This window comes from Cupriavidus sp. WGlv3, assembly GCF_023952475.1.
GTDB classification, from domain to species: Bacteria; Pseudomonadota; Gammaproteobacteria; order Burkholderiales; family Burkholderiaceae; genus Cupriavidus; species Cupriavidus phytorum.
The window spans coordinates 1-25,574 of the sequence record NZ_JALHRX010000017.1; the positions used below are offsets into that span (position 1 = coordinate 1).

General features: G+C 63.9%; 25 protein-coding genes. 11 read left to right on the forward strand and 14 right to left on the reverse strand.

Annotation, left to right across the window (positions count from 1 at the left end):
• A partial coding sequence (locus MKD38_RS23355) for an amino acid permease C-terminal domain-containing protein (RefSeq protein ID WP_305882533.1) occupies positions 1–178 on the forward strand: 178 nt, incomplete at its 5' end.
• A gap of 74 nt (positions 179–252) precedes the next feature.
• Here MKD38_RS23355 and MKD38_RS23360 read toward each other — a convergent pair.
• On the reverse strand, positions 253–654 hold the full coding sequence (locus tag MKD38_RS23360) for a cupin domain-containing protein (protein ID WP_252680505.1): 402 nt from the start codon (positions 652–654) through the stop codon (positions 253–255).
• Positions 655–929: 275 nt separating this feature from the next.
• On the opposite strand from MKD38_RS23360, the gene MKD38_RS23365 reads away from it, so the two are divergent.
• Together MKD38_RS23365 and MKD38_RS23370 are read left to right on the forward strand one after the other, a co-directional pair.
• Positions 930–1,415, forward strand: a complete 486-nt coding sequence (locus MKD38_RS23365) for a DUF6130 family protein (protein ID WP_252680507.1) — start codon at positions 930–932, stop codon at positions 1,413–1,415.
• Positions 1,416–1,489: 74 nt separating this feature from the next.
• Complete coding sequence (locus MKD38_RS23370; RefSeq protein WP_252680509.1) at positions 1,490–2,383, forward strand: LysR family transcriptional regulator; 894 nt, start codon at positions 1,490–1,492, stop codon at positions 2,381–2,383.
• Positions 2,384–2,564: 181 nt separating this feature from the next.
• On the opposite strand, the gene MKD38_RS23375 is transcribed toward MKD38_RS23370, so the two are convergent.
• Positions 2,565–3,650 carry an alkene reductase gene (locus tag MKD38_RS23375; RefSeq protein ID WP_252680511.1) on the reverse strand — a complete coding sequence of 362 codons (1,086 nt, stop codon included), beginning with the start codon at positions 3,648–3,650 and terminating at the stop codon, positions 2,565–2,567.
• Between the two features lie 156 nt (positions 3,651–3,806).
• On the opposite strand from MKD38_RS23375, the gene MKD38_RS23380 reads away from it, so the two are divergent.
• Positions 3,807–4,388, forward strand: a complete 582-nt coding sequence (locus MKD38_RS23380) for a Rid family hydrolase (protein WP_252680513.1) — start codon at positions 3,807–3,809, stop codon at positions 4,386–4,388.
• A 21-nt stretch (positions 4,389–4,409) separates the two neighbouring features.
• On the opposite strand, the gene MKD38_RS23385 is transcribed toward MKD38_RS23380, so the two are convergent.
• From MKD38_RS23385 to MKD38_RS23395, 3 genes are read right to left on the reverse strand one after another with little or no spacing between them, the layout of a single operon-like run.
• On the reverse strand, positions 4,410–5,396 hold the full coding sequence (locus MKD38_RS23385; RefSeq protein WP_252680515.1) for a LysR family transcriptional regulator: 987 nt from the start codon (positions 5,394–5,396) through the stop codon (positions 4,410–4,412).
• Positions 5,397–5,452: 56 nt separating this feature from the next.
• Positions 5,453–5,908: a carboxymuconolactone decarboxylase family protein gene (locus MKD38_RS23390; protein ID WP_062799049.1), complete on the reverse strand. Its 456-nt coding sequence runs from the start codon at positions 5,906–5,908 to the stop codon at positions 5,453–5,455.
• A gap of 10 nt (positions 5,909–5,918) precedes the next feature.
• Positions 5,919–6,335, reverse strand: a complete 417-nt coding sequence (locus tag MKD38_RS23395) for a cupin domain-containing protein (protein WP_252680517.1) — start codon at positions 6,333–6,335, stop codon at positions 5,919–5,921.
• An 87-nt stretch (positions 6,336–6,422) separates the two neighbouring features.
• Between MKD38_RS23395 and pdxR the strand changes: the two genes are divergently transcribed.
• Positions 6,423–7,838, forward strand: a complete 1,416-nt coding sequence (gene pdxR / locus MKD38_RS23400; RefSeq protein ID WP_252680519.1) for a MocR-like pyridoxine biosynthesis transcription factor PdxR — start codon at positions 6,423–6,425, stop codon at positions 7,836–7,838.
• A 46-nt stretch (positions 7,839–7,884) separates the two neighbouring features.
• On the opposite strand, the gene MKD38_RS23405 is transcribed toward pdxR, so the two are convergent.
• The 4 genes from MKD38_RS23405 to MKD38_RS23420 form a co-directional block, all read right to left on the reverse strand.
• Positions 7,885–8,811 (reverse strand): 2-hydroxyacid dehydrogenase, encoded by a 927-nt coding sequence (locus tag MKD38_RS23405; RefSeq protein ID WP_252680521.1) that lies wholly within the window; start codon positions 8,809–8,811, stop codon positions 7,885–7,887.
• A 9-nt stretch (positions 8,812–8,820) separates the two neighbouring features.
• The gene (locus MKD38_RS23410) at positions 8,821–10,578 is read right to left on the reverse strand and encodes a dihydroxy-acid dehydratase (protein ID WP_252680523.1); all 1,758 of its coding nucleotides are present in this window, start codon (positions 10,576–10,578) and stop codon (positions 8,821–8,823) included.
• A 115-nt stretch (positions 10,579–10,693) separates the two neighbouring features.
• Positions 10,694–11,362 carry a haloacid dehalogenase type II gene (locus MKD38_RS23415; protein ID WP_252680525.1) on the reverse strand — a complete coding sequence of 223 codons (669 nt, stop codon included), beginning with the start codon at positions 11,360–11,362 and terminating at the stop codon, positions 10,694–10,696.
• A gap of 339 nt (positions 11,363–11,701) precedes the next feature.
• Positions 11,702–12,694, reverse strand: a complete 993-nt coding sequence (locus tag MKD38_RS23420) for a LysR family transcriptional regulator (RefSeq protein ID WP_252680527.1) — start codon at positions 12,692–12,694, stop codon at positions 11,702–11,704.
• A 128-nt stretch (positions 12,695–12,822) separates the two neighbouring features.
• Here MKD38_RS23420 and MKD38_RS23425 point away from each other — a divergent pair, with 128 nt between their 5' ends.
• A complete protein-coding gene (locus tag MKD38_RS23425) occupies positions 12,823–13,482 on the forward strand; it encodes an HAD family hydrolase (protein WP_252680529.1) in 660 nt (219 codons plus the stop codon).
• Between the two features lie 37 nt (positions 13,483–13,519).
• Positions 13,520–14,815 (forward strand): NAD(P)/FAD-dependent oxidoreductase, encoded by a 1,296-nt coding sequence (locus tag MKD38_RS23430; protein ID WP_252680531.1) that lies wholly within the window; start codon positions 13,520–13,522, stop codon positions 14,813–14,815.
• A gap of 263 nt (positions 14,816–15,078) precedes the next feature.
• Here MKD38_RS23430 and MKD38_RS23435 read toward each other — a convergent pair whose 3' ends face one another.
• The 3 genes from MKD38_RS23435 to MKD38_RS23445 all read right to left on the reverse strand — a co-directional run bounded on the left by MKD38_RS23435 (position 15,079) and on the right by MKD38_RS23445 (position 19,282).
• Positions 15,079–16,404, reverse strand: coding sequence for an NAD(P)/FAD-dependent oxidoreductase (locus tag MKD38_RS23435; protein ID WP_252680533.1), 1,326 nt, complete (start codon positions 16,402–16,404; stop codon positions 15,079–15,081).
• Positions 16,405–16,508: 104 nt separating this feature from the next.
• Positions 16,509–17,972, reverse strand: coding sequence for an aldehyde dehydrogenase family protein (locus MKD38_RS23440; RefSeq protein ID WP_252680535.1), 1,464 nt, complete (start codon positions 17,970–17,972; stop codon positions 16,509–16,511).
• Between the two features lie 416 nt (positions 17,973–18,388).
• Positions 18,389–19,282 carry an HpcH/HpaI aldolase/citrate lyase family protein gene (locus tag MKD38_RS23445; RefSeq protein ID WP_252680536.1) on the reverse strand — a complete coding sequence of 298 codons (894 nt, stop codon included), beginning with the start codon at positions 19,280–19,282 and terminating at the stop codon, positions 18,389–18,391.
• Positions 19,283–19,514: 232 nt separating this feature from the next.
• Here MKD38_RS23445 and MKD38_RS23450 point away from each other — a divergent pair, with 232 nt between their 5' ends.
• Entirely contained in the window at positions 19,515–19,943 is a 429-nt protein-coding gene (locus MKD38_RS23450) for an AraC family transcriptional regulator (RefSeq protein WP_252680538.1), read from the forward strand.
• Here MKD38_RS23450 and MKD38_RS23455 read toward each other — a convergent pair.
• The gene (locus MKD38_RS23455; RefSeq protein WP_111519868.1) at positions 19,907–20,401 is read right to left on the reverse strand and encodes an Lrp/AsnC family transcriptional regulator; all 495 of its coding nucleotides are present in this window, start codon (positions 20,399–20,401) and stop codon (positions 19,907–19,909) included. The two genes, MKD38_RS23450 and MKD38_RS23455, sit on opposite strands and share 37 nt — an antisense overlap.
• Positions 20,402–20,599: 198 nt before the next feature.
• Positions 20,600–21,568 carry a GNAT family N-acetyltransferase gene (locus MKD38_RS23460; RefSeq protein WP_371925735.1) on the reverse strand — a complete coding sequence of 323 codons (969 nt, stop codon included), beginning with the start codon at positions 21,566–21,568 and terminating at the stop codon, positions 20,600–20,602.
• A 481-nt stretch (positions 21,569–22,049) separates the two neighbouring features.
• On the opposite strand from MKD38_RS23460, the gene MKD38_RS23465 reads away from it, so the two are divergent.
• The 3 genes from MKD38_RS23465 to MKD38_RS23475 are packed head-to-tail and all read left to right on the forward strand — an operon-like array spanning position 22,050 to position 25,573.
• Positions 22,050–23,006, forward strand: coding sequence for an ABC transporter permease (locus MKD38_RS23465; RefSeq protein WP_252680540.1), 957 nt, complete (start codon positions 22,050–22,052; stop codon positions 23,004–23,006).
• A gap of 30 nt (positions 23,007–23,036) precedes the next feature.
• Entirely contained in the window at positions 23,037–23,921 is an 885-nt protein-coding gene (locus tag MKD38_RS23470; RefSeq protein ID WP_252680542.1) for an ABC transporter permease, read from the forward strand.
• On the forward strand, positions 23,921–25,573 hold the full coding sequence (locus MKD38_RS23475; RefSeq protein WP_252680544.1) for an ABC transporter ATP-binding protein: 1,653 nt from the start codon (positions 23,921–23,923) through the stop codon (positions 25,571–25,573). Before MKD38_RS23470 ends, MKD38_RS23475 begins: the two co-directional genes overlap by 1 nt.
• Position 25,574 lies beyond the last annotated feature (1 nt).

Here is a 25,574-nt window from a genome sequence, read left to right on the forward strand (position 1 = left end):
CTTCCGCTGCCCGGGCGTGCCGGTGGTGCCGCTGCTGTCGATCGGCTTCTGCCTGTTCCTGATGGCCCACCTGCAGGCGCTGACCTGGGCCGCCTTCCTGGTGTGGCTGGCGCTGGGGCTGGTGATCTACTTCGCCTATGCGCGGCGCAATGCCGTGCTGCACAGCGCCGCCAGGTAGACGCCAATACGGAGGGTGAAACGACCCGTGGAACCACAAGTCCTCCACCCCCTCCCGGTCAGAGGCCGGGAACCCTATTTCGCAGGCACCACCAGCGGCGAACCCTTCGTGACGATATAGGTTGCCAATTCCGATGCCAGGCCGCTGCCAACATTCCGTGCTGAATGCGGCGTGCCTGCCGGGATGAACAGCGATTCCCCGGCCTTCAGCGTCACCGGCCGCTGATCGCCAAGCTGATACTCAAGGCTGCCCTGTAATACATGGGCAATCTCTTCACCCGGGTGCGCGTGCCTGGGCGCAAACGCGCCCGGTTCAAAATCCACGCGCACCTGAATGCCTTCCTTGCCCGCGACGCTGAGTTCATGGCTGACCAGGTCGGCCCGATGGATGCCCGGTGCTTGTGCGTGGGCGTTGTGGATCGTTGCGGCAAGGCAGGCGACGGTCATGGCGGCGGTTGCAAACTTCGCGAGATTCATTTGGGAGTGTCCTCCGTTCGGGTTGGGATATATGCAAGCAGCGGATATACGTTGCCTGAGCAGCATTGAACGATGCGGATGTATCCCGGCTGTAGCGAACCGCGGCACTTAATGTATTCGTTCGTATCAGCGGGTTGCGCCGCTACGTTGTCATACAAAACGCCCGACAGCCCGCCGCCGCGGCGTGTTCAGATGCAAGCCCTATCCTGAAATCGCACCTCACATCCGCCCGGATGTGCGTGTGGAGGCAACCCTCCGCATCAAAGGAAAACGCCGTGCACCCTATCCTCAAGTCCCTTTCAGCCGCTGGCATTGCAGCCGCATTCTGTGCGAGCGCCTCCGCGCAACCCGCACAAGACGCCAGCCGCCCGCCTGCCATCCTTCCCCTCGGCAGCGAGCCGGCACCGAAGCTGCTGCCCTACGCGGCGCTGCCCGAGCCGCTCGCGCGCGGCGTCGTCATCGTCCAGTTTCGCACCGAGAATTTCCGCGTCATGCCGGTATTCGGCAATGCCGCCGCCGGGATCTCGCCTCGCATCGGGCACCTGCACGTGACGGTTGACGATACTCCTGGCACCTGGGCCCATACGAGCGAGGATCCGATCATCGTGGTCGGGCTCACGCCGGGGCCACACAGGCTGCGCCTGGAGCTGGCCGATCCCGGCCACAAGATCCTCGCCACCGAGGTGGTCGCCATCACGGTGCCTGACGTGAAGGCCTCCGGATCGTCGCAGGCATCGCAGTCCGGATCCCACCGGCATTGAAGCACCCGCACAACGTTTTCATTTGCTGGACAAGGAAGGTAAGATTTGGCAACAAGCTCAACATTGGACCTACCGTGGATCTGGCGGCCCTGGCTGACTTCAATCTCGTTGCTGCGCAAGGAGGCTTCGGCAAGGCCAGCCGATACAGCGGCCGCCCCAAGGCGACGCTGTCCCGGCGCGTGATGGATCTGGAGGATAGCCTCGGTGTACGGCTGTTCGAGCGCGGCACCCGCTCGCTCAAGCTCACCGAGGCAGGCCGCGCGCTATACGAACGCACGCATCCGCTCGTGGCCGAAATCCTGGAAGCCGGGGACCTTGCCGCAACAGGCTTGTCGACTCCCAGAGGACGCCTGCGCATCAGCGCGCCGGTGCTGTTTTCCCACACCATGATCGGCAAGCTTGCCGCTGGCTTCGCCAGGGCCTACCCCGATGTGGTGCTGGAAATCAACGCCGAGGACCGGAATGTCGATTTGGTCGAAGAGAACTACGATGTGGCCATTCGGGTGAATCCACGGCCCAACGAAATGCTGGTGGGTCGCTGTTTTGCGCGTGACGAGATGCTGGTGGTCGCGCCCGCCTCCATGCCCGTTCCGCAGGGTCAGGACGGCGATGTCTTCGACGTGCCGGCCGTGGTGCTTGCCAGTGGCTTCGACAGCGGGCATTGGATCTTCACGCACGAAGGCCGCCAGATCACGCTCAATCCCCGGGAACGCCTGCGCATGTCCTCGCTTATTCCGGTTCGCGATGCGGTGCTGGCTGGTGCCGGTGTTGGCCTGCTACCGCGCTCGTTGCTGAGCTTACCTTGCGTAGACAGGGCAGCATTGAACATATGGGGTCCTGTCCCGGACCGCCCCATCGAGTTGTGGGTATTGCATTCATCCCGACGGCTCTCGAGTTCAAAAGTCAACGCCTTCATCGATTATCTGAGCAACGCGTTTCCTGAGCGCAAGCTGTTTGCGGCGGAATGATTCCGTCAATCCGTTGCCGCGACGGATCGAACCCGCCCTGTCACGTGGCCACGCGGATTGGCGAAGAAGAAAAAAGAGCCATCCCGCTGGATGGCTCAACGCTCCATAGGGAGCACCATTCTGGCGCCCGTATCCGGAACGGACGGGTCTCCGTTCTCTCTATCGACCAGATCGCCCGCGATCAGGCGACATTGGCCACAACGTTCGCCGTGGCCATCCTGGGATAGTCGGTGTAGCCCTCGGCCCCGCCGCCGTAGAACGTCACCTGGTCGGCCTCATTCATCGGTTCGCCGGCGCGAAGCCGGTCCACGGCATCAGGATTGGCAAGCGCCCATCGGCCAATCGGGGCCATGTCCGCCAGTCCTGCTTCAATATCTTTTCCGACGGAAGCGATCGGCCGGTTGATTCGATTGACAAGCAGTATTCCGCGCCACATGGCGCGAATGTCCTTCAGCAATGGCTCGTCACCGCCGTGCGCGAGATGCAGGTAGGCAAGGTCGAGCTTCGCCAGTTCGCCAACCAGATGGCGATATACGTCGCCATAATGCTCGCCCTCGTCGATGCCACCCAGGCGCGAGCCGGGCGACAGGCGGATGCCGGTACGATCGGCGCCGATCTCGGCCGATACCGCGGCCGCTACTTCCATCGCAAACCGGATCCGGTTCGGGATCGAACCGCCATAGTTGTCCATGCGCGTGTTGGCGTTGGGAGCGAGGAACTGCTGGATCAGGTAGCCGTTGGCGCCGTGGATTTCCACGCCGTCGGCTCCCGCAGCTACCGCCATTGCGGCAGCACGTCGAAAGTCGGAAACGGTGGCCAGCAACTCCATTTGCGTCAAGGCACGCGGCACCGGAACCGGCAGCATGCCCGAGGGAGTGTAGAGCTCGACGTTCGGCGCAATTGCCGATGGCGCAACGGCCTGCCGGCCGTGCGGTGTATTGGCCGGATGCGACATGCGGCCTGCATGCATAAGCTGGATGAACAGGTGGCCGCCTTTGGCGTGCACGGCATCGGCTACCTTGCGCCAGCCGGCAACATGCGCTTCGGTATGGATGCCAGGGGAATTGGGAAACCCTTGCCCGTCCTCCGATGGCTGCGTGCCCTCGGTAATCAGCAGTCCAAGCGAGGCCCGTTGCCCATAGTATTCGGCAGCCAGCGGTCCGGGCGTGCCATCGGCTAGCGCGCGACTCCGTGTAAGCGGAGACATCGCGAGTCGATGCTTCAGGGTCATGCGCCCTACGCGGACCGGATCCCAGATGGTGGTCATTGATTGCTCCAGAAGGATGAATGGAAGAGCGCCGGACGCTTGGTGTGAACGTTAGACCGTTCCGGATACGCGCGGTAGACCACAAAAACCAGACACCTCATCCCATATCTGGATCACTCATCCTTCGACAGCCGGATATCCGGCGCAGGAGATCGGATGGCATTTTTGCGCGTTGAAAACGCACAAATGCCGCGCATCGGATCGCCTCGCAATGCTAGTCTGGGTGCTGGATCGTCGCTCCCTGGCGGTCCTTCGCCCAAGGAGCAGATCATGGTTGGCAATGCGCGTTCCATCGACAAGAAGGCGACCTACTGGGGTGTCCCGTGGGAAGAGGCGTACGGCTATGCGCAGGCGGTGCAGGTGGGCAACGATATCTATGTTTCCGGCCAGCTCAGCCACGACAGCAGCGGCAACCTGGTGGCACCGGCATCCCTCGACGCAAGCGGCCGGCCGCGCGATTTTTCCATGATGGAAGCCCAGATGCGCGCCACCTACGAAAACCTGTCGGGCATTCTTGCGCGCTTCGGCGCCACACTCGACAACGTGGTCGAAGAAACGCTGTATGTGCTGGACGTGGATGCGGCATTCGCTGCCGCCGGCTCGGTGCGCAAGGAGGCGTACGGTACCGAACGGCCGCAGTGCGCAAGCAATCTGATCGGCGTTTCCAGACTGGCCATGGCACCGCAATTGATCGAGATCGCCTGCAAGGCAGTGCTGAGGCCGGCGACGGCAGCCTGACCGCGGTGGCGGGGCTTCGGTCTACGCGTCGCGGATAGGCTCCCGGCCCTCGATCAATGGCTTGCGCTGGGCGACAGCGGCCGCGCAGAAGCTCATGAATGCCTGGACGCGCCGGGACCTTCGGATATCCGGATGGGTGAGCAGCCAGAGTTCATCCCGCAGTTCGGGCACGACCGGGCCGACGCGCACCAGCCCGGGCATGATATCTCCCAGCATGCACGGCAGAAAGCCCAGGCCGAGCCCGGCTGCGATGGCCGCGCTGACCGCTGCGACGGAGTCGGAACGGTAGGAAATTTTGCCGGCGGCGACGCGACGCTCGACGTACTGCGATGCCTTGAGACCGGACAATTGGCCTGCATAAGACACCCACGCGCGATCGTAGAGGCCCTCGGCCGCGGGCATGTTGCGGCCGAACTGCGTCGCACAGCCGTACGGCGCCCACGCGATGGTCGCCAGCTTGCGACCGACCAGGCTTTCCGACGGGCGCCGGGTCGCCCTGAATGCAATATCGGATTCGTCGCGGGCAAGGTTCAAGGCGCCGTTGCCGACCAGCACCTCGACTGCCACCGCGGCATTGCGCGCCTTGAAGGCCGCGATGATGGGTGTGAGGAAGTACAGCAACAGAGAATCGCTGGTCGTGATCCGCAATGTCCCCAGCGGTCCGTGCAGGCCGCGCGAGACCCGTCTGGCGACGCTGACGACATCGAGCTCGACGCGCTCGCACAGCGCCCGCAACTCCAATCCTTCGGCCGTGAGCCTGTAGCCGGCACGCCGCCGGTCGAACAGCGTCACGCCCAGCGCCGCTTCGGCCTGCGCTACCCTGCGCGACACCGTGGAGACGTTGATGCCGAGCCTGGTGGCGGCGATGGCACGACTGCCGCTTTCGCTGAGCGCCTTGATGATGCGCAGGTCGTCCCAGGACAGGCGCCGGGCGGCGTCGCCCGACGCCTGCCCTGCGCGCTCGTGCGCGTCATGGCCCGGCACGTGATCTGGGGATGTCGATTGCACGTTGGTGGCTCCCGCGATGGCATCGAGATCCGCCCGCTGTTCGAGCCCCAGCCGCTTCAGGCTGCGGCAGCGAGGGCGGACTCGGGGGCACGGCGGAAGCTGATGGCGAGCCGATTATAGGCATTCATCAGCCCGATGGCCATGGTGAGGTCGGCGAGTTCCTTTTCGCTGAACACCGCCGCAGCCCGTTGGAAGTCTTCGTCGGGCACATGGGTGTCGGCGACGCGGGTGACGGATTCCGTCCACGCCAGCGCCGCCTGCTCGCGCTCGCTGAACAACGGCCCCGCTTCCTGCCAGGCCTGCACCAGCGCGAGCTTTGCCGGCGTGACGCCCTTCTTGATCAGGTCGCGGGTATGCATGTCGAGGCAATACGCACAGCCATTGATCTGGCTTACGCGCAGATAGACCAGTTCGACCAGCACGTCTTCCAGTCCTGATTGCATGACATAGCCGTATACGCCGCCAAATGCCTTGACGCCGCCCGCCGATACCTTGGTGTAGTCCAGTCTCATTTTCGAACTCCTAGTTGTCGTTGATCGTCAGTTCCTTGTCGGCCGTATCGACCACGAACACGGCCAGCAGCTTTGCCGGCCTGGTCTTGCTCGCATTGCGGCTCACCGGATGGCGGGAGCCCGGATTCTCGAAGAAGCTCTCACCCGCCTTGTAGACACGTTCCGGCTCGTCGTTCACCTTGCTGGCGATGCTGCCCGAAACGACGTAGGCATAGATGAAAGAGGACCTGGCATGGGTGTGCGGCGGCGAAGCACCGCCGGGCGGATAGACAACCTCGACAGCAATGAGCGACTTGCCCGGGATATTGGGAATCTCCCCCGAGAAATTGGGCTTCACCGTGTCGCCAGCGCCGTGCGCCGCTGCGACCCCCGCAAAGGCCATGCCCGTTGCCGCCAGCAGGGAGAGAAGAATGCGTTGCAGTTTCATGTTTGGCTCCTTGGAGGCTAGAATCATGCACCCCACCTGGTTCACAAAAAAGAACCAAAAACGCAATTTTTGAATGCACCAGAGGCGATGACCAGCATGCTGAACCTGAAGCTGGACCGGGCGTCCGGAACCTCACTGGCGGAACAGATACGGCTGGGTATCACCGGTGCGATCGAGAGCGGCGTACTGGTTCCAGGCGCCAGGTTGCCGTCGTGGATCGACCTCGCTGCCCAGCTTGGCGTGGCGCGAGGCACTGTCAAGACTGCCTACGAGCGGCTGACCGATGCGCAACTGGTGGTTTCATCGCGCGCCGGCGGCACCCGCGTTTCCGACCATGCCGCGACCGCAAGGCCCCACGCGGAACAGGCGCGTTCGGTCGAGACCGATCTGCGCTCGGCGCTGTACCAGCATTTCCTGCCGGGTCCCGCGGTGTTCCAGATGGGCGTGCCGGCATCGGACTGCTTCCCTGCCCCGTTGTTCGCACGGCTGCGATCGCGTGCGGCACGTGACGAGGTGGAGGCGCCGGCGACTTACCCGGATCCGCGCGGCGAACACGAACTCCGCAGAGAGATCGCGGCGCACCTGGCATTGTCCCGGGCCATGGAATGCCAGCCGTCGCAGGTCTTCATTACCGCCGGCTTTACCGGCGCGCTCGGTGTCACGCTGCGGGTAATCCAGGCCGAAGGCCGGCAAGCCTGGGTCGAGAACCCGGGATTTCTTCCCAGTCGCAGAGCCATGGCACTGTCCCGGCTCACGACCGTTCCCGTCCCGGTCGATGAAGACGGCATCGACGTCGGCTACGGCCAGGCGCATGCGCCGGATGCCGCGGTGGCGCTGGTCACGGCGGGTCAGCAGGCGCCGCTGGGCCCCACACTATCACTCGGTCGCCGCGTGCAACTCCTCGAATGGGCCAGTCGCACGGGTGCCTGGATCATCGAGGACGATTACCTTGGCGAACTCCAGCTCAGGCGCCGGGCGGCTCCCGCACTGGCATCGAAGGATCGGGCCGGACGGGTCATCCATATCGGGTCGTTCAGCAAGACGCTCAGTCCGACGCTGCGGCTCGGCTTCGTGGTCGTGCCGCCTGGCCTGGTATCGCGCTTCGAAGAAGTCGTTGCCTGCCTCGCTTCCGCGCCAGGGCCGGCGGTGCAAATGGCGACCGCCGAGTTTATGCGGGATGGGCATTATCTGCGGCACCTGCGCCGCATGAAGCGCATTTACGCAGCCCGCAGCGATGCGCTTCTGGCTGCGCTCAACGCCAGGGAATTCCAGGCCTATGCGGCAGGCCTCGCCGTAGTGGTGAGACTGCCGGACGGCGCCGACGACCAGAGGATCGCCCGGGAGGCCTATGCCTACGGGCTGGCGCCCGCACCGTTATCGGGCTGGTTCTGCTCTGCCTCCACGCAACGGTCTGGCCTGCTTCTTGGTGTCGCGACGGCAATTGAACACCAGGTTCCCGCTGCCTGCGACCGCTTGCAGCAACTGATCCGCAAATTCTCGTAGTTGACGGCCCCCGCATTCGTCCTGACCTATGCAAGGGCCGCTAACCTCAATAGCCGCGACAGCGGTCGATAACGTCAGCGAGCGGCTCACCCCGCTGATGTCGACGAACGTTCTCCAGCAGGATCGGCGCAGCCGATTCGGGCTGGGTCATGCTCGCCACATGGGGTGTCAGAAATACCCGCGGATGGGTCCAGAAAGGATGCTCCGCAGGCAGAGGCTCAGGCTCGGTCACGTCGAGAATCGCGCGCGATAGCCGACCCGAATCCAACGCCTCGAGCAGATCCGCATCGACCAGATGCGGACCGCGCCCGACATTGATCAGCGCCGCACCGGCAGGCAGCAGCGAAAACAGTTCGCGGTTCAGGATGCCCCTGGTGGCCGGGGTGAGCGGCAACAGGCAGATCAGCACGTCGCACCCCGCGAGAAAGGGTTGCAGCTGATCCGGGCCGGCGAAGCTCTCCACGCCCTCGATCTCACGCACGGAGCGGTTCCATCCGCGCAGGTTGAAGCCGTAGCTCGCCAGCCGCTCCAGCACGGCACACCCCAACGCGCCCATGCCCATCACGCCGATGGCGCGGGCCGAGGCAGGCGGTACCTCCAGCGGCTCCCAGATGCGCGCCGCCTTCGCCGCCATGTAGTCGAAGAAGTCGCGATGCAGCGCCAGAACGGCCAGGCTGACATATTCGACCATGCCGTTGATGATCCCCGGCTCGACCATCCTGACAATGGGAATGTGCTCGGGCAGTGCGGAAAAATCGACATGGTCGACACCGGCTCCGGAGGAGAAGAACACCTTCAGCCGAGGCAGCCTGGCGATGAACTCCGCCGGTGCCTGCCAGGCGATCAGGTATTCAACCTCGGCGAGGTCGCCGGCATCGGGCCAGACGCGAAAGTCGAGGTCGGGTGCGTGCTCGGCGAAGTAGCGCGCCCAGGCTGCAGCGCGAGCGGCATCTGATCGATAAAGAATACTCATACCAGGGTCCTACCAGCCTCCTACCCAGCCATCGAACAGCCCCTCGGGAAGGGTGTCCTCGTTGGCGCCACGGAGAAAATCGAAGTCGCAGCCCAGATGAGCCTGCTCGATGTGTTGGTTATATAGATTGCGGTAGCCACGCACGTGCCGGGACGGCGGCGCCTGCCATGCCTGGCGCCGACGTTCGAGTTCATCCGGTTCGACGCAGAGTTCCAGTCGCCGCGCGGCGACGTCGAGCTCGATGATGTCGCCGTCACGCACCAGAGCCAGCGGACCACCGATCGCAGCCTCGGGAGAAACATGCAGCACGGCGGCACCATAGGCGGTACCGCTCATTCGCGCATCGGAGATCCGGAGCATGTCGCGCACGCCGCGCTCCATCAGATGGCGCGGCAGGGGCAGCATGCCCCACTCCGGCATCGCCGCGCCCACGGGACCGGCATTGCGCAGAATGAGCACGCTGTTCTCGTCGATGCCGAGTTCAGGGTTATCGATCTGGTCGGCGATCGTCTGCACGTCTTCGAACACCACCGCCGGGCCGCGATGGCGGAACAGCTTGGGATTCGCCGCACAGGTCTTCATCACCGCACCGTCCGGCGCCAGGTTGCCTTTGACCACGACCATCGTCTCGCCAGGCTTGACCGGTTTGTCCAGCGGGCGGATCACATCGCTATCGAAGACTTCCGCCGTCTCGAGAATCGCGCCGACCGTGCGGCCGTCGACGGTGCGCGCATCGAGATGCAGCAAGGGCCCGAGGGTCTTGAGCAGCGCCGGTACGCCCCCCGCGGCCATCAGTCGCTCAGTCAGGTGCTCACCGGCGGGCTGGACGTTGGCGATCAGAGGCACGCGCCTGGCGATCTCGTCGAAGCGCTCCAGAGTCAGCGGTACGCCGACGCGGCCGGCGAGCGCCAGCAGGTGGATGATGACGTTGGTCGACCCACCCACCGCGCACAGCAGGGTAATGGCATTGTCAAAGGCTCTCGCATCGAGAACCTCGCTCGGGCGGGGGCTGCCATCGGCGGCCATGCGCACGCTACGACGCCCCACCTCGCGGGCGAGCTGATGCCGACGCCGGTCGACCGCCGGCACCAGGCTGCTACCGGGCAGCGACACACCGAGGGCCTCGCAGATGACCGCCATCGAAGAAGCGGTACCCATTTCTGCACAGTGCCCGGCCGTCCCCATCACGCTTCGCTCGAACGCGGCGAAATCGCCTTCCGAGAGTTCTCCTGCACGCAGTTGGTCGACCAGACGCCAGACACCGGTAGCGTTCGCCAGATTTCCGCCACTCGCCGAGCGGGGCGTGGCCGGGCCGCTGGCAAGGAATATGAACGGAACGCCGGCGCTGGCAGCCCCCATCAGCAGTGCCGGCTGCGTCTTGTCGCATCCGCCGAGCAGCACCACCGCATCGAAGGGATAGCCGCGAATGGTCTCCTCGGCTTCCATCGCCAGCAGGTTGCGAAACGGGAAGGAGGTCGGCTTGATGATGTTCTCGCTGATCGACATCAACGGCACCTCGAACGGGATACCGCCTGCCTCGAGAATCCCGACTCTTGCCTCTTCGGCAAGGGTGCGCAGATTGAGATTGCACGGGTTGATATCGGACCAGGTGTTGAGAATGCCCACGACGGGGCGCTCCATCAGGTCTTCGCGGCTCCAGCCGGCGGCCGACAAGGTCGAACGATGCACGAAGCCAGGCAGATCATTCTTGCGAAACCAGCGCGCGCTGCGTAGCGGCCGACCATTCTTTGATTCGTTATCGCTCATGCGATCACCTTGTGGACCACTGTTCGGGAAAATTCGATAAGGCAGAGTTACCGCATGCCGGGGATACGGCATAACGGCGCACCGCCTCTTGCCGAGGCGGTGCGACGAGTGCTGGTCAGAGGCCGACCAGACCGGCCAGGCCGCCGATATCGGCGATCTGGCGGTAGTTGTAGCAAGCGTTACCCGGCTGTTCATGACCGCGGGCGACGAAGGCCTTGTTCTTGATCTTCATGTCTTCGGCCGGCATCAGGTCGTAGCGGAAGCTCGAAGAAACGTGCAGCACGTCTTCCGGACCGCAACCGAGGTTGTCGAGCATGTATTCGAAGGCCTGCAGGCGCGGCTTGTAGGCCTGGGCCTGTTGGGCGGTGAATACCTTGTGGAAGGGCACGCCCAGCTTGTCGACGTTGGACATGATCTGCGCGTCCATCGCGTTAGAGAAGATCACCAGCGGGATCTTGTCGGCGATCTTCGCCAGGCCGGCCGTCACGTCGGGATGCGGGCCCCAGGTCGGCACGGCGTTGTAGTAAAGCCGTCCTTCGTCGCGATATTCCACGCCCCAGCGCTTGCACAGGCGGGAGATGGCGGTATCGAGGATCTCGTCATAAGGACGCCAGTCACCCATCACCTGATCCAGGCGATAAGCAGTGAAATCCGTGACGAACTGGTCCATCTGCTCAGGGGCAACGCGATCGGCGAACAGTTCGCGGGTCAGCGGACCCATCTGGAAGTTGGTCAGCGTGCCGTAGCAGTCGAAGGTGATGTATTTAGGGCGCATGAAGCTCATTTGGGCAGTCCTGAAAGTCCGTTGATAAATGCGGTGATACGTCGCAGCACCACGACTTCATTACAGCACGGTGAAAACAGCATATGACGTTGAAAGTTCGAGCCACTCGATACAAAAGACGATTCTTCGAGCCCCCCTTGGCAGACTCTGCGGAACGCCCTCCCAATAAGCTCGATCGCCCTGGCCCAGGCTGGCTGCGCCGCGATTTATCAGGAGGAGGCGGCGCGATCCCAACGTGAAAGCGCTCTTGCCAATGGACTCGCCAATGGACTCGTTGACGGTGCGCTGCCACGGGCTTCTCGCCTTTCATCCGAGCGGAGGGGCCGGGATTGTGCCGGCCTATTTCTGAGCGCTCCCCCTCAGCTTTGCTCGCCGACGTTCGGACTGATGCAGCCGCTTGAGAATGCCATCGAACGATTCAAGCTGCCGATGGATCTCCTCCGGCCCATTCTCGACCAGGAACGCGCGGAATGCCGACGCGACCGGCGGCAGGCGGACCGCCGGCAGGTGCGCCACATACCAGTCGCGCTCCACCGGATTTCCTGCCAGCGGCAACACGCCGATCAGTCCCGCTTCAAACTCCAGCGTGCAGGCATGCAGCGACAGGAACGCGATGCCAAGCCCTGCGGAGACCATGCGTTTGATTGCGGCATTGCTGGACAGCTCGGATCCATGCGGCAAGCGCAGTCCCGCCTCGCGGAACAAGCGCTCGACGGTATCGCGTGTGCCTGAGCCGCGTTCGCGGATCAGCAGGTTTTCCGCCAGCAGATCGTGCAACGTGTTGTGCCGCCGTAACATCAATGGGTGGTCGGGCGCGGCGATGAAGGCCATCGGATGCTTGGCAAAGGCCACCGCATTCGTCCTGAGCTCGGAAGGCGGGCGGCCGATGATGGCCAGATCGATCTCATGCATGCCCAGCATGCGCACGATCTCTTCGCGGTTGCCGACCCGCAGCACGATCTTCACATCCGGATTGCATTGGGTGAACGCCACCAGCATCTGCGGAAGCAAATACTCGGCGGTGGTGATCGCGCCGACGCGAAGCGTGCCGGCAATGCCGCCGCGCAAGGCAGCCACGTCCTCCACCGCATCGCGCCATAGCTTGAGAATCTGGCTGGCATAGCCCGCCATCACTTCCCCGGCGGGCGTCATCAGCAAGCCGCGGCCAGAACGCTGCACCAGCGGCGTGCCTGTGGCCTCTTCGAGCAGTCGCAATTGCAGCGATACCGTGGGCTGGGTCAGGTGCAGCTCCTCGGCGGCGCGGGATACGCCGCCAAGGCGCGCCACCGCGTCGATCGCATTGAGCTGTCGGAAGGTAGTGGTCTTATTCATATAAAAAAACCTATCGGTCGGCTTTGTTTATCAATTATTCAATATGAGTTTTCCCGCGTACAGTGCAAACGTCAAGACCTGATCCCCCTACCCTTTTCGCGTTCCGCCAAACCATCCAGGAGTCCACCATGTCGATCGAATTGCTGATTGTTTCCGCCGACCATGTACTGTTCCAGACCAAGGCGCAACATGCAGCCGGCTTGGCAGCGGCCACCGAGGCCCGGGCGGAAGCGGCGCCTGCCGGCGCAATTGGCGCAGACTTCAGCGCGGCGTATCAGGAGGCGTTCGTGCAGGCAGGCACGGGGGCGAAACTATCCGTGCGCCGGCAAACCGAGCAGCTGATGCGCGAAGCCGAGCAAGCCGGAGCCAGGCTTGCCATCGTGACGATGATGTCGTCCCGCATGCTGAGCGCCCTGCTCGACCGCTATGACCAGCCGGCCCGTACCGATCGCTTTACCGTGACCGCCACGGCGGATTCGCTGGGCCGCGGCGAGGGTCCCGCTGACCTGCTGCGGCTGGTGCTCCATGCCGTCGACGTGCCTGCCGACCGCGCGTTGCTCATCGCTGCAAATGCCGGCGAGGCCTGCGCCGCGGCCGCGCTTGGCATGCCGCTGATGCGGCTGCACCACGGCATGGCCAGCCGGCAGGACGATGGAGCAATCTTCCTTTCCGACGCGCCCGCGGCGTCGTGGCCATCGTTCGACGACATCGAGATGCGCTTCACGCAAGGCGCACTGGGCCAGCCGTCGCGCTACACGCGCCTGGGGACATTGACCGCCCCGGCATGAGCCGGCGTGGCACCACCAACGCATAGAGAGGGATGGAATGAAGACGATCGTCATTATCGGCGGCGGAACCGCCGGCCTTCAGCTGGCGGCCCGGCTGGGCAAGCAACTGGGCAAGCGCGGACTGGCCAACATTGTCCTGGTGGACCGCTATCGGACACACCTGTGGAAGCCCCTGCTGCACGAAGTCGCCACGGGAAAGCTCGAACCGTACATCCACCATACGTCCTTCGCCCTCCAGGCGCGCCGCTACGGTTTCCGCTTCGTGCAAGGCGAGTTCACCTCGCTGGATCGCGACAACCGCACGCTCGAGATCACGGCATCCGGAAGCGATGGCGACATGCAAGCGACAACGCTGGCCTACGACACCCTGGTGTTGGCGATCGGCGGGACCACACAGTATTTTGGTGTCCCGGGGGCGAGCGAGCACGCGCTGGCGCTGGACAGCGTGGCGGGTGCTGAGCATGCGCGGACCCGGATCGTAGACGCGCTGCGCCGCGTGTCGTCGCAGGCCACAGCGGCCGACCGACCGGCGCGGGCCAGCGTCGCCATCGTCGGTGCGGGAGCGACCGGAGTGCAACTGGCTGCCCAGGTGAGGCAGATGTCGCGTGTGCTGAGCCAGTATGGCGTCCATTCCCTCGATCCGGACCACGGCACCGATGTACGGCTTGTCGAAGCTTCCGGAAACATCCTGCCGGGCATGGATCGTCGCCTCGCCGACAGGACCACCGCCGAGCTGCAGGCGCAGGGTATCGAGATCCTGCTGAACACGCGCGTCACCGAGGTCCGCTCCGACTGCCTGCATATCGCGGGCGCGGCCTCCATTGCCGCGGACGTGACAGTATGGACCGCCGGCGTCACCGTAGCGCCTGTGCTGTCGAACATCGGCCTGCAGGTCACCCGCAACGGGCGCGTTCGGGTGCGAGATACGCTCCAGAGCCTGGAGGACGAGCATATTTATGCCCTGGGTGATTGCGCGAGCTTCCGCCCGGCTGGGGAACAAGCAGAGCTTCCCACGCGAGCACAGGTCGCGCATCAGCAGGCCATTTACCTGGCCAGGGCCTTGCCACGCGTGCTCGCCGGCAAGTCCGTAGCCGGGTTCACGTTTCGCGATCGGGGTTCGGTCATCTCGTTGGCGGACGACATGGCGCTGTGCCATCTGCTCGCGCCCGGCGCCGGCGACGGCTGGCAGGTACAGGGCGTGCTGGCAACGCTGGTGCACCGCGTCATCTACCGACGTCACGTGCTGTCGGTGCAGGGTTTTGCGCGAACCGCCGCGATGGCACTGTCCCAGCGTCTGGAGCGGCTGCTGGGGGCGGGTTATCGGCTCGATTGAGGTGCACGTGCCAATGCAGGCGCGCAGCGGTTGCTGCGCGCGATTCTCGCTCCAGTGAATCGATTACCTTACTGCCGAACACGTAACGCGTCATGGCTACTAGCGCTGCGCTCGTTCGCCAACCCGGGGGGTGAACCGATTGGCCAGGCGCAGCGCCATGGTCATCCGCATGCCTGCCACGCAGGCATTGAGGAATGGCTGAGCGAACCTCAGCCGCGCCAGTTCACTGTCCTGGCCTTGGAGTCGAAACACCGAGTGCACCGTCAGAAGTCGGCCACTTTGCCCCAGGCCGAGTGCTTGAAGCGCGCCGGGTTGTACGGGGCAGGATCGAAGATCGGCTTGTCACCGGTCACCAGGTCGGCGATCAAGTGGCCTGCGCCAGGGCCGATGCCGAACCCATGCCCGGAGAAGCCCGCCGCCAGGATGAAACCGGGGATTTCCGGCACTTCGCCGATCCCGGGCACACCGTCAGGCGTGTTGTCCACAAACCCGGCCCAGGCATTGGCGATGCCGGTCTGTCCCAGTGCAGGCATCAGTTCGACCGCACGACGATAGGTTTGCCTGACAGCCCCTGCGTCGGCCTTGGGGTCGAGTATCCGCATCCGCTCCATGGGGGTCGGTGCATCCAGTCGCCACCGCGCGAGTGTTTCGTGGCCTGCGCGGATACCCTCCATTCCGCCTGGAAACACGTTACGCCAGCGCTTGGCAAACATGGGCAGGAACTGCGGCGCGAAGCGCATCAGTTGCGCCGTCGGGTCCACGCGTCCGCGCCCGCTGATGGCAAGGTTGTAGCTGCCATCGCTGCGGCGGGTGATGGACACGCGCGCGGTGTGCAGCGCGTCAGGCAGATGCGCGGCCACGCCGGACACCCGCACGATGGACTGGCGAACGGTAGCCTGGGGAAAGCGAATGCCCAGTTGGCGGCAGAACGAAGACGCCCACGCGCCGCCGGCGTACACCGCGACGCGGGTTTTGATGGTTCCGGCTTCGGTGACGACGCCGCTGACGCGGCCGCCCTCGAGCTCGATGCCCCGCGCGGCGCAATTCTGCAGCACGGTGCCGCCGAGCTTCATGAGCGCGGCAGCCACCGACGGAGCCGCCTTGGCTGGATCGGCGGTACCGTCGCTGGGCGAGAACACGCCACCCTTCCATGCGCGGCCGGTATCCCGACCCCGTTCGCTGGCCTCACTGCCGCTCAACATGTGGGTTGTCACGCCGGCAGTTCTGGCGAAGTCTCGCCATCTGGCCCAGCGTGCAATCTCGTCTTCGTCGTTGCTGAGGTAAAGCAAACCACACCTGTGGAAGCCCGTGTCCTCGCCAGTGTCCTGGGCGAACCGTTCCCACAGTTCGAGGCTTTTGGAAGCCATCGGCAATTCACGCGCGTCACGGTTCTGCTGGCGGCACCAGCCCCAGTTGCGGCTCGATTGTTCGGCGCCGATGCGGCCCTTTTCCACTACGGTAACCGAAAGGCCGCGCCGGGCCAGGTAGTACGCAGCAAAAACGCCGATGATGCCACCGCCGATCACCACGACGTCGGCATGGGTCGGCAGGGATGAGGTACTCTCGATGAGACGCAAGGGCTGGGACATGGATGGATCTCCTCGCATTATTTGTCCTGCACGTTTTGTAGTTGAACCCGGCGACACGCTCTGCGCTCCGCCGTCCGGCAACATCATGGCGGCCTGCATGCTGGTTATTCCTCGCCGTGCTCAAGGATGGCCTTCGTTTCGAGATACTCTTCCAGGCCTTCCAATCCGAATTCGCGACCATTCCCCGAGTGCTTATACCCGCCGAAGGGAGCGTGTGCATTCCATGCCGGATAGTTGATATGCACCTGGCCGGCGCGGATCCGCGCAGCCACGGCTCGCGCCGCGTCGAGATCCCGCCCCTGTACATGGGCGCCCAGACCGAAAATGGTGTCGTTGGCAATCGCCACGGCCTCGTCGACGCTGTCGTAGCCAATGATCGAAAGCACCGGCCCGAAGATTTCTTCCTGAGCGATGCGCATTTTTGGATGCACGTCCGAGAAGATCGTTGGCCGTACGTAGAACCCGCGCTCCAGGCCGGGCGGCCGACCGGGGCCGCCGCAGACGAGGCGCGCGCCTTCGGCAATGCCGGCGCCGATCATTTCCTGCACGCGCTTGAACTGCGCGCGGTTCGCCACCGGGCCGTGCGTGGTTTGTACTGAGCGCGGGTCGCCGACCACAAGGCGGGCAACCGCCTCGCAAGCGATCTGCTCGACTTCGGCCAGGCGCTCGCGCGGCACGATCATGCGCGTCGGTGCGCTGCAGGATTGGCCTACGTTGCGGAAGGCCGCCGCCACCCCCCCCGGCACGGCTCGCGCGAGTTCCGCATCCGGGAGGATGACGTTGGGAGACTTGCCACCCAATTCCTGCGCTACCCGCTTGACCGTGACGGCCGCCGCCTGCGCGACGAGAACACCTGCCCGGGTTGAGCCCGTGATCGAAATCATGTCCACGTCCGGATGCTCCGCCAGCGCGGCACCGACCTCCGGTCCTTCCCCGTTCACGAGGTTGAACACGCCCGCAGGAGTGCCCGCGTCCTGCATCACCTGCGCGAACAGCAAGGCGCTGAAGGGCGACAGCTCGCTCGGCTTCAGCACGACGGTGCATCCGGCTGCCAGCGCAGGGCCTACCTTCGCGGTGATCTGATATAGCGGCCAGTTCCATGGCGTGATCAGGCCACACACGCCGATGGCTTCACGCGCGATCGTGATGCCGTCTCGATGCGAGACAAAGGGATAACGGCTCATGACGTCGCGGGCCACCCGGATGTGCGCTGCCCCGGCCGGCACCTGCGCACTGCGCGCCACGCTGATGGCAGCGCCCATCTCCAGCGAGATTGCCTCGGCGAAGACCTCGGACCGCTCGAGTATGAGCTGGTGCACACGATCGAGGAGAGCCGTCCGGCTCTGTACGGAGCTGACGGACCACCCGGCAAAGGCGGCTCTGGCAGCGGCAACGGCAGCGGCGACGTCTTGCCTGTTGCCCAAGGCGATCTCTGCAACCACATCTTCGGTCGACGGGTCGGTGACGGCCGCCCGGGCTTGCCCTGCAGGGCGAACCCACGCGCCGTCGATGAAGATACGATCCAGATGACCCGCGCTGGTCAGGCGCTCGATGATGGCGTGTTTCATCAGAGCCGTCCTTTGCACAAGCCCTTCCGATGCATGGAATGATCCAGGTCGGGGGACGTGCACGCGACTGGGAAAGCGATCCAGTACGTATTGAGTTTCATGGCAGTGGCGCGTCTATGTCTCGCTGAGGTAGCGAATGAGTGAACTTTCCGGTCACTGTCATTGCAACATAGAGTCGCCATGCGCTTGTCGCGAAACGCACCGCCGATCATCACGAAGCTGCTGTTTTATGACACGCCGCCAGCATGCCGTGCCGAGCGGGTGAATGGCGTGCAGGATGCGCATCTTCTGGCCGCCCGCATCGAGTTAGTCAAGCCTCACCCTGTTCCGGGCGATGCCGGTCGATACGCTTCCTCGTTCATCGGCTTGATCTCGGCCACGCGATACGAATGCCGGCAAGGCCAAGTCGCGGCAAATCAGTCTGCTCCCTCCGCTCGACAAAGAATGCGATGGGCCAAACGCAGATGCGGGCGGTCAATCATCGCATTGCCAAGCCTGGCAACGCCGGAGGCTCCGACTCTGGAAAATGCTTCGATGACTTGTCTCGCCCACTGTATTTCTTCCGCATGAGGCATGAAAGCTTCATTGATCGCGGCAATATGGGACGGATGGGCTGCCGCCTTGGCGGCAAAGCCATCGCGCCGGGCAAGGGCCGCCTCGTGACCGATCTCGAAGTTGTGCGACAGGTTTGTACTGACCGCATCGATGGCATCTATACCGGCCTGCGCTGCGGCTAACAGACACATCGTTCGTGCCACCGAGAATGGCGAGGTAAGCTCCCTTCCCTGATGGGACGAGCGAATGCCCAGATCGGCCGCCAGGTCCTCGACGCCCCACATCAAGGCGCGCAGACGCATCGGCGCATTTCGGTACGAAGACAGGCCAAACACACCTTCCGATGATTCCGTGGCCATGGCGACAATGCCCGTCTCCCATGCACCTTTGAGCAACACATGCTCGAGCGCGGCAAGAAAATCGCAGAGACGATGGACATCTTCGACCCCCCGGCACTTTGGCAGCACGATCGCATCGGGTTGATACGGCAACACGGCAGCCAGATCGTGAAGAATATGCCCGGATGCCAGCCCATTGACCCGCACCAGCACTTGGGCGTCTATCGAAAGACGATGCTCGGCAAGAAAGCCTGCCAGCTTCAGGCGGGCCTCGTCTTTCCCATGCTCCGGGACAGCATCTTCCAGATCAAACACCAGGCCATCGGCACCGGCCTTGAGTGAGGCGGTGAGTTTTCTTTCACTATCAGCCGGCACGAATAGCAAGGAACGCAAATGTTGTGACATGATTTTTTGCATAGGGTCTAGCTTTCAATTCCTTTGGCGTTCCGGAACGGCGCCCTTCCGCCATCGGAATCATCCCCGCTGGCAGACTCCGCGCACGCCGGCCAGACTCGCCGGTACCGCAGTTTCTGCGTTTCCGGCAATACAGTTCGCAATTTGCTCTTGGCGCTGGCGTCAAAATCAGCGTCTTGCGCGGCGACGGTGCTCTTATGCTGGATGGCACGATCCTTACCTTGCCTCCTGCCTGATGCACGCCGACGCCTTTTTTTTAGACGAACACGCTCATCCCCGTCTCGACGCTGCGCTAAAGTACATCCATCGTCACCTGGGCGAACCGTTGCGGCTGCCTTTGCTGGCACAGCTATCCCGGTTGAGTGTCGGACGCTTCGTCACCGTATTTCGGCTGACGCTGGGGGTAACCCCGCATCGCTACATCTACCTGAAGCGCATTCATCGCGCGCAGTGTCTGCTTGGGCAGGGCCACGCTCCGGCATTGGCGGCGCACGAGTGCGGATTCTATGATCAGAGCCACTTGACGCGCTGCCTGAAAAGCCAGTGCGGCATGACACCTCGGCAGTTTCAAACGGCGATGAAAACCGCATCTGCCGGCGCCGCTCATACTTCCCGAATCCCGGTATCTCAGGTTGCCAGCGGGAACAACCGTTCGATCGGATAGTGAGTCTTGATGAACGGGGACTTGATGACGATAAAGCTGAAGTACTTTTCAATGCCGATATTGCGCTCCAGCAGGCTTTCCATCAGCTCCTGGTAATGGTTGACACCGCGGGTGATGAACTTGAGCAAGTAGTCATAGCCACCGCTGACAAGATGGCATTCGACGATCTCGTCGATCGCATACACTGCCTTTTCAAAGCGCGCGAAGTCTTCGCGATGGTGGTCCTCCAGGGTAATCTCGGTGAACACCGTAAGAATGTCGCCAAGCTTGTCCATGCGGATTTGCGCGCTATATCCGCCGATATAGCCGGCCTGCTCCAGGCGCTTGACCCGTATCAGGCAAGGACTGGCGGAGAGCCCGACGGCGTCGGCAAGGTCCACATTGGTCATGCGTCCGTTCTTTTGCAACTGGGCGAGGATGCGGAGGTCAAGCCGGTCAAGTTTGATAGGGGCGGACATGATCTTTCAAGGCAGGATGACTGAGTCACATTGTCTTCATATGCCCCGCTCAGGGCAACCGGGGCGCACCCGGAGAGCGCCGAGCGAGATTTTTCCCGGCGGCAACGTCGCGGGTCGCCAAGCCATTGGCTATACGTCAAGCGCAGTGTTTGCGTGGCGCAAAAAAGTGATCGCCTGGATACTTCTTCGTTCGCCACATTACCCGATAGCCTTATCGGCGAGCGCGAATGAAAGCAGCGGATCGGCGGGAGCAAGAGGGGTGCCCCGGCGCAGAACGGTTGCATCCGCGACGCGCGCCAGGCCTAGCCCGGGAAGCCAGTCCTCGAGTTCCCCATGAGCTTGTACGTCCAGACGCAGCATGCGCCCGGTAACCAGTCCCGCCAGGTGCGCAATCATTGCCTTGGCCGCCGTGGGGCAAGGGGCGACCACGGGGCCGATGGTCGCACCGCGACCGAAGCGCCGCAGGATCGCAAAGCCTCTTGGGCCGTCGGGATGGTCGAGCACCACGGTGGCGATGGCATGGCGCAGCCAGGTCTGGATCAATCTCTCGCGGACCGCGCCTCCTGCGCGCTCGTCCATCCCGACCAGCAGTTGCATGTCATTGCGACCGCCCGGGCGCAGACGACTGCCTTCAGGCAGCGCCATCAAGGGTGGCTGTAATGCCTTGCCCTCGTACTGGCGAATTTCGCCGATCCGTTCGAAGCCCATGCTTCCGTAGAAGCGGTGAATGGTGCCGGCGGCGTGAAGCAGCACGGTGCGTCGATCCAGACCCGCAGACAATGCTTCCAGCAACTTGCGTCCGATGCCGCGCTCGCGGAAATCGGGGTTCACGACGACGAGGCCAACCGTAGCAGCACGCTCGCCCCAGAGCCAGCGCATGCCTACGCCCACCACGGTGCCGTCGACTTCGGCTACGCGCCCCTCGCCCATGGAGAACAGCGTCTTCCAGTCGCTGGGACGATGCGGCCACCGCTCCCCTTCAGAAAGAGAAAGCGCGACAGGCAAGTCTGCCAGGACCATCGGTCGAATCACGGGTAGCAGTTCGGTGGCATGCAGAGGATGCTTGGCGGAGTTCATTGCGGTATGGGTGTCGCCGGACGAATTGGTAGCGTAGATCATGCGATGAACCACCAGTTCCGGATAGGAAAAAGTTGCTGCGTCGACCATGCACCAATGACGCACCGCTGCTAGGGTATTCCCGAAGAATGCTGCGGTGCACATGCCCATCGGAAGTGCACGTGGCACGCAATGCCAAACCGCCCGCAGGAAACCGCAGCTTTGACTGCCAGCACGCGGAATACCCCACAAAGCCTTTGGTCGCACATGCTTCAATGTCAGGGAGATGCAACGTAGCGCGCAAGCAAGCCGACCCGACACCTTATAGGCAGCGCGGCCGCTGTCGAGCCCCACGATGAAGCCTGCATTGCAGCGGCCCCATCGCATTTGGCGCCATGTCTGGCAAGACACCGTTCACGGAACTTTGAGCAACCAGAGCCCGCATTGAGCGATGTCTGCGCCGGGCCGCGGCCCCGGGGCACGAGGTATCACGCACGAGCTTGAAGCCGGTGCGCGGTACCGCCAGATCCGGCTGCACAGTCCGCGGCACCGTCGCTTGCAGCAATAAATATCAACCATGAAAGGAGACACCGTGAACCTGTTCATCCTGCGCCTGCTGGCGCGGCGCGTCGGACTGGCGCTGATCTCATTGCTGGCCGTCTCGGCCATCGTCTTCGCGATCACCGCGGTATTACCCGGCGATGCCGCCCAGGAGCAACTCGGCCAGGACGCCACGCCTGAAGCGCTGGCGGCGCTGCGCACACAGATGGGGCTCGACGCGCCAGCGCCCGTCCGCTACGCCCAATGGCTGGGCGGCATGGTCACCGGCAATGCCGGCGAGTCCCTCGTCACGCGCATGCCCGTTTCGGAAGCCATCGGCAGCCGTCTGCCGAATTCGCTGCTGCTGGCAGGGCTGACCGCACTGATCTCGGTCCCGGTGGCGCTGGGTCTTGGCATCCTGGCGGCGGTCTACCGCGGCACCTGGTTCGACCGCAGCGTCAGCCTGGGCGCCGTGGCCGTGGTGTCCGTGCCGGAATTCCTGATCGCCACTCTCGCGGTCTTGCTGTTCGCGGTGCAGCTTCGCTGGCTGCCTGCCCTCGCTTATATCGGCAACAACGAACCCTGGGACAAGGTGCTGCGTTCCCTGGCCATGCCGGTGCTGACCCTCTGCTGCGTGATCGTTGCGCAAATGCTGCGCATGACGCGGGCCGCCGTGATCGATCAGCTCAATGCGCCGTACATCGAAATGGTGCGGCTCAAAGGCGCCTCCCCCACCCGCATGGTGCTGTTCCATGCGCTGCCGAACGCCATTGGTCCGATCGCCAATGCGGTTGCCCTGAGCCTTTCCTACCTGCTTGGCGGCGTCATCATCGTCGAGACCATTTTCAACTATCCGGGCATCGCCAAGCTGATGGTGGACAGCGTTGCCCAGCGCGACATGCCTGTTGTCCAGGTTTGCGCCATGATTTTCTGCGCCGCGTTTCTGACTCTCGTCACGCTTGCCGATGTATGCGGCATCGTCGCTAACCCGCGTCTGCGTCATCGTTGATGCCCTGAACGCATGCTGGAGCCGCTACTCATGTCCATCACTTCCAATACGCAAGCCACCGCCGCAGCGAGCGCCGTCGGCAAGAGCTGTCGACGTTTGCGCCTGCCCCGCATGGGCTTCACCGCCTGGATCGGCTGCCTGATTCTGCTTGGCTGGCTGCTTGCCGCCGTGCTTGGGCCGATCCTGATCAGCGCCGACGGCTCGCCCACTGGCGAGATCCAGGTCTTCGGGCCGATCAGCGCGCAGCACTGGCTGGGTACCGATTACCTGGGCCGGGATATGCTGACCCGGGTGATCCTGGGGGCGCGCTATACCGTCTGCGTGGCGCTGGTATCCACGCTGTGCGCTAGCGGCATCGGCATTACGCTGGCATTGCTGGCAACAGTCAGCGGCCGCTGGATCGATGCCTGCATGAGCCGCGGCCTCGATACGCTCACGGCGATTCCAAGCAAGATGTTCGCGCTGATCATGGTCGCGGCGTTTGGCTCGTCGGTCTGGATGCTTGCCGTCACGGCAGCGATCATCTACGTTCCGGGCGCCTATCGCATTGCCCGTTCGCTGGCGGTAAACATCAATGCCATGGATTACGTGACCGTCGCCCGCACCCGCGGTGAAGGCACGGCCTACATCATGCGCCAGGAGATTCTGCCCAACATCATCGGCCCGATGCTGGCCGACCTGGGTCTGCGCTTCGTCTACGTCGTGCTGCTGCTCGCCAGCCTGAGCTTCCTTGGCCTGGGCATCCAGCCTCCCGATGCCGATTGGGGTTCGCTGGTACGCGAGAACATCGGCGCGCTGTCCGACGGCAGCATGGCCGTGGTGGCGCCGGCTCTGGCCATTGCCAGCCTGACCCTTGCGGTCAACCTCGTCATCGACAACCTGCCGGGTCGCTCGGCACGCAATGGAGTCAAGTAATGGGCACGTCTGTAAAGGTCAGCAACCTCCGCATTACCGCCGGGCCCGCGACGCTGGTCGACCGCGTCGACTTTGAAATCGAGCCTGGCAAGGTGCTCGCCCTGATCGGCGAGTCCGGCTCCGGCAAGACTACCACCGCGCTGGCTCTGATGGGCTACGCACGCCACGGCTGCGAGATTTCCGGCGACATCCGGGTCGGACACCATGACGTGCTGCGCCTGCCGGCGGGCGATCAACGCCGGTTGCGCGGGCGCGAGATCACCTACATTGCGCAAAGTGCGGCAGCGTCGTTCAACCCCTCGCGCACCATCATGGACCAGGTAGTCGAGCCGGCGTTGATCCATCGCCTCATGGACCGCGCCGCTGCCGAAGAGAAAGCCGTGGCGCTGTTCCGGGAACTGGCACTGCCGGATCCGGAATCCATCGGTGAGCGTTATCCGCACCAGGTATCCGGCGGCCAGCTGCAGCGGCTGATGGCCGCGATGGCGCTGATCACCGATCCAGACCTTGTGATCCTCGACGAGCCGACCACTGCGCTGGACGTCACCACGCAGGTGGAAGTGCTGCGGGTATTCCGCCGCGCCGTGCAGGAACGCCGTACCACCGCGGTCTATGTCAGCCACGACCTCGCCGTGGTGGCCCAGGTCGCGGACCATATCCTGGTGCTCCGCGACGGCAAGATGCGCGAACTGGGCGACACCGACCAGATCCTGTACCAGCCGGCGGACGACTACACCCGTTGCCTGCTCGCGGCCGCCAAGCCCGCCGAGCGCCCCGGGGCACCCGTTGATCCGGACAAGAGTCCCCTGCTTCTCGAGGTCCGCGACCTGTCGGCCGGCTATGGCGAGCTGGACTCGCACGGCCAACCCGCCTCGAAGATCCTTGAGGGCGTGGATCTGAAGCTGTACCGTGGACAAGCAATCGGCGTCATCGGCGAGTCCGGCTCCGGCAAGACCACGCTCGCGCGTGCCGTTGCCGGGCTGGTCGCCCCATGCCATGGCAGCATCGTGTTCAACGGCCATCCGCTGAAGCCGACCGTCGCGCAGCGCAGCCGCGAAGAGCTGCGGCGTATCCAGATCGTGTTCCAGATGGCCGATACCGCGCTCAATCCGGCTCGCACGATCGAGGATATCCTCGCGCGTCCGTTGCAGTTCTTCCATGGACTGCGTGGCGAAGCCCAACGCGCCCGCATTCGTCAGCTGCTTGATCTGGTGCGCCTGCCGTCCGGCGTGGCCCAACGCCTGCCGGGCGGCCTGTCGGGCGGGCAAAAGCAGCGGGTGAACCTGGCGCGCGCCCTGGCGGCCGACCCCGAACTGATCCTTTGCGATGAGATTACCTCCGCACTGGACACCGTGGTCGGTGCGGCGATCCTTGACCTGATGGCAGAACTGCGCAAGGAGCTGGGCGTCTCGTATCTGTTCATCAGCCACGACCTGCATACCGTGCGCGCCATCTGCGACGAGATCGTGGTGATGCAGCACGGCCGCAAGGTCACGCAGGTCGCGCACGACGACTACGAACGCGGACCGCATCATCCGTATTTCACGCTGCTCGCCCGCTCCGTACCGGAGCTGCGCCGCGGCTGGATCGACGAAGTCGACCTGCATATCGAAGGCGCGCGCGCGGCACAAGGCGTGCGCAGTGCCGCTTGAC